This window comes from Ottowia sp., from assembly GCF_047975795.1.
Lineage (GTDB): Bacteria > Pseudomonadota > Gammaproteobacteria > Burkholderiales > Burkholderiaceae_C > Ottowia.
The window spans coordinates 1-13,399 of the sequence record NZ_JBKEEE010000029.1; the positions used below are offsets into that span (position 1 = coordinate 1).

Genomic DNA, 13,399 nt, shown 5'->3' on the forward strand with positions numbered 1-13,399 from the left:
CCTAGCAGCCAGCGGTTGAAAGTGTGGCGTTGGATGGGCATACGCGGGGGATCCTTATGGGGTTGACGAAATCGGCTTTAGTTTGGACTAAGAGCGTGTTCAAAGTCTCTGTGCGGGTGTATGGGCGCGGCCCCGGGCGGTCTGCTGCGTTGCAAATCCTCGCGATACCCCCGGTATCGCTGCGGTTTGCGCCTTGCAGCCCATCCCGATCCGCATCCGACACCCCTCACGCTGAGACTTTGAACACGCTCTTAGTTGGCCTCTTGGCCATCAAAAGGCTGCATGTCCTCAGCAACTTCAAATTGGACACCTTCAGGACACCCGTAGGCGGTGGCGCGGTACTGCAGTTCGGCTTCAAAATGAAAGTAAAAGTCCTCAACCACCATGCCATTGGAGTCTGAAAGCGCCTCGTTTTTGGCCTTTTTCAAAAGACAGGATGGTTTGACGCTGAACTCGAACGAGGGGATGTAATCGGCCAGAACCGGACCTTGCGAATAGTAGTGGGTCTTGTGGGCGGCGCAGCTTTGCAGCTTCTGGTCATTGGCTTCGCCCCACTTCTGAAAATAACCAGATGACCGAACAAGCACCGGAATTTTTTCAGCACCGGGCGCTTCGTTGATCAGACAGATGGACGAGCAGCCTGCCAGCATGTGAACACACAGTAACGTCAAAGAGAGCTTGAGGGCCATGTGGCGATTGTGAACGGTTTGGGCCGCTTGCTGCGCGCTGTTATTTTTGACTGCGCGCGGCGACCAGGGGCGAGGCGCTGGCAGGTGATGGGCCATCGGTGCGGGTCGCGCGCATGGCAGGTGCGGCCTGCACCACCAAACCGGGCACGGGGTGGGATTGCGCCAGCGCAGCGGCCAGCGCGCGGCGCTGGCGGGCGGGCACGCCGCGCACCTGATGGGCAATCCAGCGCACACGGTCAATGTCCACGTTGCCGTGGGCGGCCAGTTGCCGGGCTTCGCGCCCGGGGCTGTGCAGCATGGCGGCTAAGGTGACGGCCTGGTGCGGCGTCAGGCGTGCAGCGGGCACGCCAAAGTAATGCTGTGCGGCAGCCTGCGCGCCGCACACCAGTCGTCCTTGGGCGTCTTGCCCCCACGGGGCCATGCTCAGGTAAAGCTGCAAGATGCGCGGTTTGCCCAGGTTGCGTTCCATGTCCAGCGCGTACAGCAGCTCGCGCAGCTTGCGTTGCAAACTGCGTTCAGGGCCAGCCACCATCAGCTTGGCCAGTTGCTGCGTCAGCGTGCTGGCACCGCGCCGGATGGCCCCGGCCTGCTGGTTGCGCGACAGCGATGCCCGCAACTCTTCGAGGTCGTAGCCCGGGTGTTCGGCAAAACGCTGGTCTTCGGCGGCCAGCACGGCGCGCGTCAGCCAGTGCCGCGCAGGCAGCGGACGGTGCGGGCCGCATGAAGTGCGCGCGTGCGCCCAGCGCTCAGTGCCCAGCCCGGTCACGGTCAGGCCGTTGATTTGGGGCTGAATGTCGATGTCGCCTTCGGGCAATTGCACTTGCATCTGAGCTGCCACGCTGCCGCTGATATGGGCCGTGGCCAACTCGGGCATGTCTGGGGCCAGCAACGCCAGCCAGTGGCGGGCCGGTGCTTCGGGCCAGCGCAGTTGCACGTCCCAGCCTGCGCCCTGGCGACGGGCGTGCCAGAAGGCGTGGATCACCGCCCCCTCACCCTGCGGCACGGCTGCGCCCAGCAGCAAGGTGCCGCGCACATCGCGTGTTGGCTGCGCCGCATCGCGCGACAGCGCCACTTGCAGCGCGGGCACGGTCAACTGGCGCTGGCCCACGCCTGCGGGCAGCGGCAGGGTGCAGGGCTGGCAATGCAGGGTCAGCACCGGGGCCGGGCCTTCAGCGCCTGCGGGCACCCAGCCCAGTTCGATGGGGCCATAGCGCGTGGGCCAGCGCGTGCCTGCCAGCGCCTGGCCGATCGTCGGGTGGGTAGCCACCCACACCAGTTTGGGCACGCTGGCGTGCAGCTTGAAGGGGCCAGATCCCAGGCGGATGGCCCATTCATCGGCTTGCGGGGCCAGTGCGTGGCGGGCACTGAACCACAGCGAGCCCGCCAGCGTGGTCAGGCACAGCAGCCCAACGATCAACGCGATGGCCAGGCGGCGCAGCCATATAAAGCTGCGCTTTTGATAGCTGAAGTTGCTTGTTTGATAGGCGTTAAATGCGGTTTTCATGTGGAACCTCCCAGCCACGGACTGGTCACCGTGACGGCCCGCCACGGCCCGGTGGATTGGCCCATCACGGCGGCCCAGTACCACGCTGAAGTGTCGGCAAAGTGCTGGCCTTGCGCGTCCTCGATTTGCTCGCACACGCGCAGCGCCGTGTCGCCTTTGCGGGCGACAAAGCAGCGCTGGATGGCTGCCACCTCGACGCGAGCGGTGTTCAGCGCCGCGCCCGGTGCCGGGCCGACCCAAGACGGGCGAGCCTCCTCGGGGGGCAGCGCACCTCGCGCAGCGGGGGAGCGTGGGGGCGCCGTTTCCAGTTGTTCACTTTCGATGCGGTAGCCCAGCGCGCGGTAACAATCGGCCGCCGGGTGCAGCATGCGGGTGGGGCGGTGCACATCGCGCAGCACCACGATGCGGCGGCCATCGGTCAGGCGCGCCATGCGGCCCGGAAAGCGCTGGGCAAAGCGTTGCTCCACGGCGGACAAGGCCAGTGGCCGTACCGGTTGGCCTTGCCAGTGCTGGGGCCATTCCAGCGCAGCCTGCGTGGTGAGTGGGGCCGGGTAATCGCGCTTGGGGCCAGCCATTCCCGCCAGGCTCCACACGGCGCAAGCCAGCATGGCCGCGCCAAACAGGGTTTTACCCAGCACGCGGTGGGCGAAGGTGTTGAAGTGGTTCATGCGGGATGTCCTTTCTGTGCAAGCGGGCGTGATTCAGCCCGCGCCATGGCCCAGCCGATGGCGCTGACCACTGCGCCCAGCGCCACCAGCCCCACCGCCTGGTGCAGGGCGCTGCTGGCCTCGTCGCCACTGGCGGCCAACGCCACCAGCACGCTGTTGCGCAACACATTGCCCATCAGCACGGCGGCGCTGACCAGCGGCAGGCGCAGCGCAAAGGCGCGGCCACTGCGCCCGGCCCACAGCGCCACGGCGCAGGCGCTGAAGTAACCCGCCCAGGCCATTTGCACGCCTGAGCACGGCGCGTCGACCACGATCAGTTGCCCGTTCACCCACAGACTAGATCCCTCGCGCTGCACGGCAAACCAGGCCCCCAGCAGCCAACGGCTGGCCTCGGCGGTGAGCACGCGCAAGGGGTAACCGGCATAAAACTGCAAGGACGCAATCAGCGGCAGCGCCAGCAGCGCCAGCCCCAGCACCGGCAGCGCAGCGATGGTTCGGCGCGGGGCGGGCAGCAGCACGCCGTCCTGGGCGCGCATTGCACAGCGCTGCGCATCAGGCAAAAACGCCAGCAAACCGCAGGCCCATGCGCCCATTGCCAACAAGCTGGTCAGCAGCGGCGACCCGCTGCCGCGCCACGCCGTGGCCGCCAGCGTGCCCGCCAGTGCGGCGGCCAGCCACGGCCAGCGCGGCGCATAACGCCACTGGCCGCGCACCGACCACAGCAGCATGCCCAGTGCCGCCAGCGCCAGCAGACCCACCGGGTCGTCCGAGCCGTCTTGCCAGCGCCGCGCCATCCACCACCAGGTGGGCCACAGGGCCAGGGTTTGCAGGCCCAGCCACAGGTGGGCGGGTGCGCGGTCGATCCGCAGGGCGCTGGCGCGTGCGGTGGTGTGGTGCAGCAAAAGGGCAGAGCGCATGGTGTTTGCTCCTGAAAGTTGTGAGCGCTTTGGGCTGTTTGTGCAGATAAAGAAAGCGATACGCGCTATGAATTAAGTAGCATTCAGGCTGTAAAACCGCCCCGCGCCCTGCGCCGCGTGGCCTGCGCACCCAGCACGGCCAGCACCACCAGCATGGCGGCCCAGGTTTCAGGCTCGGGCGTGCTGCTGACCGTGGCACCCAACGCGCTGGGGGCGGCCACAGCCTGGTTGGACACGCCTTCAGGCAACGGGCTGGGCTGGTCAGCGGTGGCACCATCACCGCCCGGATTGCGCACCACCTTGTCCACGGCGATGAAGCTGGTGTATTGGGTGAGCAAGCTGTAGTCCAGCCCCAGCCGGGTGATGGCGGCCTTTTGTGCGTCACCACCCGTCAAGGCTTCCTGATCGCTCAAGGCGGCGATGCGGTGGCGCGCCCACAGGCTGCGCAGCGCGGCGTTGGTGCGCACGCCCTGGGCGGGCACGTCGATGGGCATGGCCTGCTGGTACTGGCCTTGCGCGGCGTGGCCTTCGACCAGCAGGCGTGGTGTGCTGCCTGCCGCAGGTTCGCGCCATTTGCCCAACACGATCACCGGGCGCTCGGCCAGCACGTCGGGCAATTGCTCGGGGGTCACGTCGTACACATCCAGCCCTTCAAAGCGGGCTTTCACGCTGGTCAGCACGGGCGACTCGATCAGGCGGCGAAAACGTGCGGCCTGTGCTTTGGCCTGTGTGGGCTGGGTGATGATGAACGGCTCGCCCATGCCTGCGCGCGCCAGCCCTTCCATCAGATGCCGGTTGACCGACGCGCCGATGCCAAATGCAAACACGTTGGCCTGATTCAAGTGCCGGCGCACCAGGGCAAAGGCTTCGCTTTCCACGGTGACGTAGCCGTCAGTGACCACCACCACGGTGCGTGCGACTTGCGGCGATTTCGGCTCGGCATACACCCGGGTCAAGGCGGTCAGCAGTTCGGTAGAGCCACGGCTGCTGGTTTGCTCGATGGTGTGGATGGCGGCGTTGATGTTGGCGGCCGTGGCGGGCACCGACTGCGGCGACAGCATGCGGTTGCTGCCCGCAAACAGCAACACGTTGAAAGTGTCGCTGGGGCGCAGATTGCCCAGCAGCTCGCGCATCAAGGTCTTGGCGGTGTCCAGCGGAAAGCCGTGCATGGAGCCAGAAATGTCCACCACGAACACGTATTCGCGCGGCGCGATGGCGGCGGCGGGCACGGCCTTGGGCGGCTGCACCATGGCGAGGAAATAGTTTTCCTTTTCGCCGCGGTGCAGCAGCACGCCCGACTGGATCTGGCTGCCCGCCAGTCGCCAGTCGAGGATGAAGTCGCGGTTGTTGCTTTGGCTTTGGCCGCGCGATGAGGCCGATGCCAGTTGCACGTGAGCGCGGCGGGCGGCAGCGTCGATGTCGATCTGGGTGTCCAGCGCATGGCTGGGTGAGCGCACTTCGTGAACACCCACCGGGCTGTCCAGATCGACCTTCAGGTTGAAGCGAGAAGGGCTGACTTGCCTTTCAGGCAGCACTGGCTGGGCTGGGAAAGCCTGGGCGTGCGCAACGGGCTGGCCGCTGGTGGTGGCGCTGGGCGTGGGTTGGGCCACTCCCGCGTACCGCGGTCCAACAACCGTGGGGAACACAAACTGGTAGCGCCCCTCAGTGGGCACCAGCAGCTCGTTGTAGCGCAGCTCGACCTGCACGTCGTCGCCGGGCAGGATGTTGGCCACATGCATCTGGAACACGTTGGGGCGGTGCTGCTCCAGCAAGGCGGCGGTTTTGCCTTCTTTCTTGGCGGCCTGGTATTCCACGCGGGCCTGCTGCTTTTCGCGGATTTCGGCCACCACCAGGCGCTGGCCCACGCGCACGTTCAGGCCGTTGACGGCGGCCTGGGTAGAGCCGGGGAAGATGTACTTGGCCTCGATGGGCACTGCGCCTTCGTTCTTGTAGCGCTGGGTGACCACCACGTCGGCGATCACGCCGCTGACGTTGACCTTGACGTCGGTGCTTTTCAGCGGCAGCGCATCCACGCCCGGCTGCGCACCCTGCACGAAGAAGTAAGGGCTTTCGGCTTGGGTGGTTTTGGGTGTTGGGGAGGGCGTTTGGGCGCGAGCCGCAGGGGCCAGCAGCACCAGCACGGCCAGCGCGCTCCACCAGGCCATGCGCTGGGCCACCAGGCCCGCGCGGTGCACGGGTGGCAAGACGCGGCGCGGGCTGGGCTGGAGCGGGTGGGATGGGGTGCTGCGCCACAGCGCTTCGGGCAAGGCGCGGGCGGCGGTGGCGCTGGCCATGAAGGCGTTCAGCATGGGACGGTGGGTGGCGCTGGGGGACATCGAAGCGTGCATGAGGGGTCTCTCCTTTTCATCCGCCGGGGGTGGCGACGACAAGGTGAACTTTGGCGGCCGTACCCGAAAACGCCATGAAGGGTTTGCGAAGTGCAGCCGAACGCCGCACAGCCGTGGTCGCCCTCACCGCCTTTATGTGAAGCCTGCGTGAAGTTCGTGCGAAGTGGTGCGCCCACCAGCCGTGTGCAGCCTGTTCGCGCTTCACGCACGCTTCATCAGGCGCGCACCGTGGGCAGTGACTATCGCGGCCACAGGTAGCGGCGCAAGTGGTGCCCGCCACTTGCCCAATTCGCACAACAACCTGCACAAGAAAAGAGGAAGTTCATGAGCCGATTCGCCGCCTTCACCCAATCCATGCTGGCCAAGGGGCTGCTGCTGTTGTTATTGCTGTTGCTGCTGTGTGTTCCGCTGGACATGGTGGAATCGCTAATCCGCGATCGTGGCCGCAGCGCCACGCAGGCCACGGCGGAGCTGGCGCAAACCCACGTCGGCCCACAGGTGGTGATGGGGCCGGTGCTGCAAATTCCTTATGTCGAGCGTTGGCAAACGCGCGAATCCAGCGGCGTAAAAGGCCAACCCGATAAACTGGTCGAGCACAGCGTGGCGCGCGTGGCGCTGCGCTTTCCCGACCAATGGACCCTGACCGGCGAGATGACGCCTGAAGAGCGTTACCGCGGCCTGTTCACCGTGCTGTTTTACCGCCTGACCGGTCAGGCCCAGGGGCATTTTGCGGCGTTTGATGGCAGCGCGCTGGAGCGTCAGGTGAAAGACTCGCGCATCGAAATCGGCACCCCGGTGCTGACGCTGAACGTCAGCGATTTGCGGGGCCTGCAAGGCGTGCCCAAACTGACGGTCGAAGATCAGCACCTGGACTTTGACCGCCAGGCCCATTTGCCCGACAGCGGCAGTTTGACGGCAGGCGTGCACGCGCCGCTGACGGGCGCGGCGCTACAGGCGTTCAAGACCGGCCAGGCGCTGCCGTTCACACTGGAGCTGGCTTTGCTGGGTCAGCAATCGCTGGGCGTGGTGCCGCTGGGTGGTGACAACGACGTGCAGTTGCGTTCAAGCTGGGCGCACCCCAGTTTTGGTGGCCAGTTTCTGGCCACCAAGCGGACTGTCAGCGACACCGGTTTTCAAGCGCGCTGGCGTGTGGCGGCGCTGACCAGTCAGGCGCGCGAGCAGTTGCGTGCGATCGTTGCCGATCCTGAGCAGCGGCGCAACCCGGCGCACCAGTTTGAGCAGATCGAGCACTTCAACGTCAGCTTTGTGCAGCCTGTCAACGTCTATTCGATGGCTGACCGCGCGGTGCGCTATGGTTTTTTGTTCGTGGCGCTGACGCTGCTGGCGGTGTTCATGGTCGAGCTGTTTGCGCGTCTGCGCCTGCACCCGGTGCAGTACACGCTGGTCGGCTTGTCGATCGCGGTGTTTTTTTTGCTGTTGATCGCGCTGTCAGAAAAGCTGGGTTTTGCCGTGGCCTATGCCGGGGCGGCGGGTGCGTCGGTGGCGTTGCTGCTGATGTACTTCAGCGCCGTGCTGCGCAGTGCCAAACGGGGGGCTTTGCTGGGCGGCTTTGTCGCGGTGCTGTACGGCGCGTTGTACGGCCTGCTGGCCTCGGAAAGCCATGCGCTGATGCTCGGTTCGCTGCTGGTGTTCGGTATGCTGGCCACGCTGATGCTGGCCACCCGCCATGTGAACTGGTGGGCGCTGGGGCGCAGCGAAAGCGCACAGGCATAAGGGCCACAAGCCCAGTCACGGTCAACGGCGCAAGGTACAGACTTTCGATACCACCAGAGGAAAAACAAGGCACTTCAGTCATCAGCCTGAAGTTGCCAGCGCCTGGTGGCACACGATGCGGGCACAGGCATGTGCCTGGGTTTGCAGGAGAAGTCTGTTGATGAAAACGACGATAGCCAAGTGTGCTTCGATACGTGTGCGTGCAGCGTTGGGTCTGGGTTTGGCGACTGCTGCACTGACCGGCTGTTATGTGGTGCCGATGGACGCCCGCACCGGCCAGCCGATGACCACAGCCACCATGCCTGCGGCTGGCGTGGCGGCCCCCGTGGCCTTTACGGCGCGCCTGTACCCGGCCAACGAACAGGCGTCTGCCTACGGCATGGTGCTGGCCAGCGTGACCAGCGATCTGCAGGGCCGGGGCAACTTCAGCGCGGTGATTGCCGGGGAGTCGTTCAGTGGCGAGGCCACGCGCAAGACGGGGTCAGGCCGCTGTTCGGGCATGGCCAACGGGACGGGCAGTCGTGGTGGTTACATCAGTTGCACTTACACCATGAACTCGACCACGCTCGGCTCGGGCACTTGCCGCCTGAACAATGGGGCGCAGTTCAATATGCATGTGGGCGGATGATGGCCACCCGCGCCTGCCGCGTGTTCAGCCTGTATTTTGGGGTGCGGCTATCTCGGGCGCTGGGGCCAGGTCCAGTTTCAGGTGGCCCACGTAGTGCAAGGACTGCTCGATGCGCACCGAGGGCACGTCGCCCTCGCGCATGTGCAGCAAGTCGGCCGGGGTAACCAGACGCGGGTCGGCGCTGGTCAGCGGCAGCCCGGCATGCTGGTAAGCGCCCAGCACGAGTTGCGAGCAAAAGAAGCGGTCGTTGTCGATGGCCCCCAGTTGGATGGCAGCCAGGCCGCGGATGCAGGCGTCGCGCACAGTGCCTGGAATGAAAGGCAGCTCGCACGACTGGCGGCTGATGCTGAACGGCACCTGCATCACGATGCCTGTGGTGTTGTACTTTTTGCCCGCATGCTGGTGTGCAAATGCCTGAATGGCCGCCGCTTGTGTGGTGCTGATACCGGGATGGCGGAAGGCGGCGATGGCCGATTCGCCGTCGATGAACGCCTGCACGGGACGGATGCGCACGCCCTCGCCCACCGCTTCGGCGATGCTGCCCTCACCCAGGTACAGGCTGGCATGGCTGACCGGGGCCAGCGTCAGCAGCCGGATGCCCAGCGAAGGCAGCGCTTGCGTGGAGCTGAGCAGGATGTCGCCGGGGCGCAGGTCTGCCGGTGCGATGGCGGTGCCGCCGTTGCTGGGCGTGAGCAGCAGGCGGTTTTGGGCGCGCACCGGGGCTTGCCCGTTTGGCGCTGTCAAATCCACGTCGGTGGCGCAAGCGCCCAATAGACCGGTCAGACCCGCCAGGCCCAGCAGGCCGATCAGTCGTGTGCGGTGCCAACGCATGTCACACGCCGCGTGCGCGGTCGGCGGCAAAGCGGGCACGAAACGCACCAAAGTTGCCTTCGTCCAGCGCGTTGCGCACCTCTTGCATCAGTTGCAGGTAGTAATGCAGGTTGTGCACCGTGGCGAGCATGGGGGCCAGCATTTCGCCGCAGCGCTCCAGATGGTGCAGGTAGGCACGGGAAAAGCCCTGCCAGCCGTGGTTTGGCGCGCCATCGGCCCAGGACACGCCCGCGCTGCCCGCGCAGGCGTAGCAGGTGCAGGTTTCGTCGATGGGGCGCGCATCGTGCTTGTGGCGGGCGTTGCGGATCTTTAAATCACCAAAGCGGGTGAACAGGTGGCCGTTGCGGGCGTTGCGCGTGGGCATCACGCAATCGAACATGTCCACGCCCTGCTGCACGCCGTACACCAGATCTTCCGGTGTGCCCACACCCATCAGGTAGCGCGGCTTGTTCGCGGGCAGGCGGTGCGGCGTGTGGGCGGTGATGCGCAGCATGTCTTCTTTCGGCTCACCCACGCTGACGCCGCCAATGGCGTAGCCGGGAAAGTCCATTGCCACCAGCTGCTCCAGCGACTCTTGCCGCAGCGTCTCGAACATGCCGCCTTGCACGATACCGAACAGCGCGTTGGGATTGCCAAGGCGTGCAAACTCGGTCTGGCAACGTGCGGCCCAGCGCAGGCTCAGCGCCATGCTGGCGCGTGCTTCGCGCTCGGTGGTGATGTGGCCTTTGGTTTCGTAAGGCGTGCATTCGTCGAACTGCATGGCGATGTCGCTGTTCAGCACGGTCTGGATTTGCATGCTGATCTCGGGCGTCAAAAACAGCTTGTCGCCATTGACCGGGCTGGCGAACCTGACGCCTTCTTCGTTGATTTTGCGCATCTCGCCCAGCGACCAGACCTGAAAACCGCCAGAGTCGGTCAGGATCGGCTTGTGCCAGTTTTCAAAACCGTGCAGGCCGCCAAAATCGCGCAGCACGTCCAGCCCTGGGCGCATCCACAGGTGGAAGGTGTTGCCCAGAATGATTGGCGCGCCCATCTCGTGCAGGCTGCGCGGCATTACGCCTTTGACGGTGCCGTAAGTGCCCACGGGCATGAAGATGGGCGTGTCGACCACGCCGTGGTTCAGCGTCAGTCGTCCACGGCGGGCGTGGCTGGTGGGGTCGGTGCCCAGCAGATCGAAACGCAGCATCGGGGTGCGGGTGTTCAGGCGCTCAGACGGTCAGCGGTTTGTGGGCTGTAACTAAAAAACCCGCCACCGGCGCGCCGCCTTCCATGCGCAGGGCGGGCAGGTCTTCAACCACCACCTCATCAAACCCGGCTTCGCGGCACAGGCGTTGGGCGGCCGAGGCTTTGTGCGCATAACGGTTGCTGGGGCTGCGCAGCACCAGGTCGGCTTCGTTTTCGGCGGCAGCTTCGCACGAGAAAATGAAGTGCCCGCCGGGCTTGAGGATGCGCAGCGCGTTGGGAATTACCGGTGTCAGATCGCCCACGTAAATCAATACGTCGGTGCAGGTGATGGCTTCGTAATGCGCATCGGGTGTCTCGCGCAGCGCGTCCAGCACGTTGGTGCGGTAGAACTTGGCGTAGATGCCGTGTTTGGCGGCTTCGTCGATCATCGGCTGCGACAGATCGACCCCGATGATGGCCCCTTTGATTGACCCCAGGTACACGCCCACCAGGCCGGTGCCGCAGCCCAGATCGAGCAGATTGAACTGGCGGTCAGGGTACTTGTCCAGCAGGATTTGGGCTGTGCGTTCGGGCACGCGGTATTTCAGCCCGCTCACCAGATGCTTGTCGAACTGCGGCGCAAAGCGCGCGAAAGTCTGGCCCACCATGTCTGGTGGCTGCGTGGCCGGGGTGTTGCCATAGGCCACGGCGTGCCAGTACTGGGCGTTGGCGTCGGCCGGGGTCAGCGCCAGCCAGCGGTCGGCATAGTCTTGCGCCAGGTTGCTGGGGCCGTCCTTGGCCAGCGTGCTGGTCAGCGCGCCTTGCAGGGCCTCGGCATGGTGCGGCACGCGCAGCAGCATGTGTTCAAAGTGCGTCAGGGCCTCGGCGTGGCGGCCCTGGTTGGCCAGAAAGCGGCCCAGAAACAGGCGCATGCCCGCATCGTTGGGAAAGTGCTGCACACCTTCGTCGGCCCAGGCGATGGTTTGTTCCGGTTGGCTGGCATACATCGCCACGTTGATCGCGCCGGTGCGCACCTGGACGTTGTCGGGTTCGCTGGCCAGCGCCTGACGCGCCAGCGCCAGTGCTTCATCCGCATGCTGCGGCTGGCGTGCCAGCAACAGCGCGGTTTCGATTTGTGCCACAGGCCAATTGGGGGCCAGTTCCAGCGCGCGGCGCGCGGCAGCCAGTGCGGCGTCGGTGTGGCCGGTTTTTTCGGCCAGCCGCATGCCCAGCAGCGGCACACGCGGATCGCTGGGGGCTTGCTGTTGCGCGGCGTTCAGCGCCTTGGCGGCCATGGGCAGAATGCCTTCGCCGATCAGGTGGCGAATGCGTTGCAGCTCGCGGGTGAAAGCGTCGTTGGGAATGTGGGGGGTGGACATGAATGCGGTGATGTTGAAGGCCCTGGTGGCCAAGGGGCCAGATGACAGGGCGCGCCGCGCAGCGCGGCAGAAGCAGTTTGGCCTGAATTATCCGGCATTGCCCAGGCTTTATCTGAAGGGCCGATTCGCTCAGAGACTTTGAACACGCTCTCAGGGGCTGGCTCGACGTGTGAGCCACATCGCATCGCCGTAGCTGAAGAAACGGTAGCGTTGAGCGATGGCGTGGCGGTACAGCGTCATGACGTGCTCGTAACCGGCAAAGGCGCTGACCAGCATCATCAGCGTGCTGCGTGGCAGGTGGAAGTTGGTGATCAGCGCGTCCACCACCCGAAACTCAAAGCCCGGCGTGATGAAGATGCCGGTGTCGCCCTGGGCGCTGTCGCTTTGCGCCCAGCTCTCCAGCGTGCGCACGCTGGTGGTGCCCACGGCCACCACACGCCCGCCCCGAGCGCGGCAGGCGGCGATGGCCGCTTGCGTGGTGGCAGGCACGTGGTAGCGCTCGCGGTGCATCACGTGTTCGGCCAGCGATTCGGTCTTGACGGGCTGGAAGGTGCCTGCGCCCACGTGCAGGGTGACGGCGGCGCGCTGCACGCCGCGTGCGGCGATGGTGGCCAGCAACGGCTGGTCAAAATGCAGCGCCGCCGTGGGCGCGGCCACTGCGCCGGGGTGTTGGGCGAACACGGTTTGGTAGCGCGCCTCGTCGGCGGCGGAATCCGTGTGTTGGATATACGGTGGCAGCGGTACATGGCCGTGTGCGGCCATCAGCGCGTAAGGCTCACCGGAAAAGCGCAGGTGAAACAGCGGGCCTTGGTGGGGATCGGGCCAGCGACCGAGCAACTCAGCCTCAAAGCCGCCCGCCATGTGCAGCACGGTGCCCACGGGGGGCTTTTTGCTGGCCTTCATGTGGGCGGCTACCGTGCCGTCTTCCAGCACGCGCTCGACGAGCAGTTCCAGTTGGCCACCCGTGGGCTTGTGTCCAAACAGGCGGGCTTTGACGACCTGGGTGTCGTTGAAAACGAGCAGGTCGTGCGGCTGCAACAAACCAGGCAGGTCGCGGAATACCCGGCCGACCGGCGCACTGCCGCTGCCGTCCAGCAGGCGCGAGGCGCTGCGTTCGGCGGCAGGGTGCTGGGCAATCAGTTCAAGGGGCAGAGCGAAGTCGAAGTCGCTGGTGGTGAGCTTGTGGGAGGTGGAGTCGCGCATGTCGCTTGAGGGCCGGACAGGCCCGTGCCAAGGGGCAAGAAAAGGGCAGAAAAGGTGGATGAAATGCTGGCCGCGATTGTCACACGCGTGCCCAAAGCGCCTTGAACCTAAACCCAGCAGTTGACCGCTGGTGTTCTTCTTGAAAGCCGCATGAATACGCAACTTTCTGCCTTTTCCCACACTCACCCTGGAGGTCAAGGCGCATCGCACCCACTGGCACCCACTGGCACTGCGCTCGCCGCGCCATGCGGCGTTGCTCGTCCTTGCGGGCAGCAAGCCCGCAGCGTCCTCGCGTCTTGCCTGGCACGCCGATCACAGCACCATCGGATGCGTC

At 65.5% G+C, this 13,399-nt stretch carries 11 protein-coding genes; 2 read left to right on the top strand and 9 right to left on the bottom strand.

Going from position 1 to position 13,399, the window contains the following annotated elements; all coding sequences use genetic code 11:
• Positions 1–251 precede the first annotated feature (251 nt).
• From ACK5NW_RS04320 to ACK5NW_RS04340, 5 genes are all read right to left on the bottom strand, one after another.
• The gene (locus tag ACK5NW_RS04320) at positions 252–689 is read right to left on the bottom strand and encodes a hypothetical protein (protein WP_416925405.1); all 438 of its coding nucleotides are present in this window, start codon (positions 687–689) and stop codon (positions 252–254) included.
• Positions 690–729: 40 nt separating this feature from the next.
• A complete protein-coding gene (locus ACK5NW_RS04325) occupies positions 730–2,193 on the bottom strand; it encodes a biosynthetic peptidoglycan transglycosylase (protein ID WP_416925407.1) in 1,464 nt (487 codons plus the stop codon).
• Positions 2,190–2,861, bottom strand: coding sequence for a hypothetical protein (locus tag ACK5NW_RS04330; RefSeq protein ID WP_416925409.1), 672 nt, complete (start codon positions 2,859–2,861; stop codon positions 2,190–2,192). The genes ACK5NW_RS04325 and ACK5NW_RS04330 overlap by 4 nt, the downstream gene beginning before the upstream one ends.
• A complete protein-coding gene (xrtQ, locus tag ACK5NW_RS04335) occupies positions 2,858–3,778 on the bottom strand; it encodes an exosortase Q (protein WP_416925411.1) in 921 nt (306 codons plus the stop codon). Before xrtQ ends, ACK5NW_RS04330 begins: the two co-directional genes overlap by 4 nt.
• A gap of 83 nt (positions 3,779–3,861) precedes the next feature.
• Entirely contained in the window at positions 3,862–6,126 is a 2,265-nt protein-coding gene (locus tag ACK5NW_RS04340) for a VIT domain-containing protein (RefSeq protein WP_416925413.1), read from the bottom strand.
• 324 nt (positions 6,127–6,450) lie between these two features.
• Here ACK5NW_RS04340 and creD point away from each other — a divergent pair, with 324 nt between their 5' ends.
• On the top strand, positions 6,451–7,860 hold the full coding sequence (gene creD / locus ACK5NW_RS04345) for a cell envelope integrity protein CreD (protein ID WP_416925415.1): 1,410 nt from the start codon (positions 6,451–6,453) through the stop codon (positions 7,858–7,860).
• A gap of 160 nt (positions 7,861–8,020) precedes the next feature.
• Complete coding sequence (locus ACK5NW_RS04350) at positions 8,021–8,488, top strand: hypothetical protein (RefSeq protein ID WP_416925417.1); 468 nt, start codon at positions 8,021–8,023, stop codon at positions 8,486–8,488.
• A gap of 24 nt (positions 8,489–8,512) precedes the next feature.
• Here the strand turns inward: ACK5NW_RS04350 and ACK5NW_RS04355 are convergent, their stop codons facing one another.
• From ACK5NW_RS04355 to queA, 4 genes are all read right to left on the bottom strand, one after another.
• Positions 8,513–9,319 (bottom strand): YiiX/YebB-like N1pC/P60 family cysteine hydrolase, encoded by an 807-nt coding sequence (locus ACK5NW_RS04355; protein WP_416925419.1) that lies wholly within the window; start codon positions 9,317–9,319, stop codon positions 8,513–8,515.
• Between the two features lies 1 nt (position 9,320).
• Positions 9,321–10,505, bottom strand: a complete 1,185-nt coding sequence (gene tgt / locus ACK5NW_RS04360; RefSeq protein WP_416925421.1) for a tRNA guanosine(34) transglycosylase Tgt — start codon at positions 10,503–10,505, stop codon at positions 9,321–9,323.
• Positions 10,506–10,527: 22 nt separating this feature from the next.
• Positions 10,528–11,862, bottom strand: a complete 1,335-nt coding sequence (locus ACK5NW_RS04365; protein WP_416925423.1) for a methyltransferase domain-containing protein — start codon at positions 11,860–11,862, stop codon at positions 10,528–10,530.
• Between the two features lie 150 nt (positions 11,863–12,012).
• Positions 12,013–13,065: a tRNA preQ1(34) S-adenosylmethionine ribosyltransferase-isomerase QueA gene (gene queA, locus ACK5NW_RS04370; RefSeq protein WP_416925425.1), complete on the bottom strand. Its 1,053-nt coding sequence runs from the start codon at positions 13,063–13,065 to the stop codon at positions 12,013–12,015.
• Between the last annotated feature and the right edge of the window lie 334 nt (positions 13,066–13,399).

Coding starts and splice junctions, on each gene's coding strand:
- ACK5NW_RS04325 (WP_416925407.1), bottom strand. CDS start 2,193: ATGAAAACCGCATTTAACGCCTATCAAACAAGCAACTTCAGCTATCAA.
- ACK5NW_RS04365 (WP_416925423.1), bottom strand. CDS start 11,862: ATGTCCACCCCCCACATTCCCAACGACGCTTTCACCCGCGAGCTGCAA.
- ACK5NW_RS04355 (WP_416925419.1), bottom strand. CDS start 9,319: ATGCGTTGGCACCGCACACGACTGATCGGCCTGCTGGGCCTGGCGGGT.
- creD (WP_416925415.1), top strand. CDS start 6,451: ATGAGCCGATTCGCCGCCTTCACCCAATCCATGCTGGCCAAGGGGCTG.
- tgt (WP_416925421.1), bottom strand. CDS start 10,505: ATGCTGCGTTTCGATCTGCTGGGCACCGACCCCACCAGCCACGCCCGC.
- ACK5NW_RS04350 (WP_416925417.1), top strand. CDS start 8,021: ATGAAAACGACGATAGCCAAGTGTGCTTCGATACGTGTGCGTGCAGCG.
- ACK5NW_RS04330 (WP_416925409.1), bottom strand. CDS start 2,861: ATGAACCACTTCAACACCTTCGCCCACCGCGTGCTGGGTAAAACCCTG.
- ACK5NW_RS04320 (WP_416925405.1), bottom strand. CDS start 689: ATGGCCCTCAAGCTCTCTTTGACGTTACTGTGTGTTCACATGCTGGCA.
- ACK5NW_RS04340 (WP_416925413.1), bottom strand. CDS start 6,126: ATGCACGCTTCGATGTCCCCCAGCGCCACCCACCGTCCCATGCTGAAC.
- xrtQ (WP_416925411.1), bottom strand. CDS start 3,778: ATGCGCTCTGCCCTTTTGCTGCACCACACCACCGCACGCGCCAGCGCC.
- queA (WP_416925425.1), bottom strand. CDS start 13,065: ATGCGCGACTCCACCTCCCACAAGCTCACCACCAGCGACTTCGACTTC.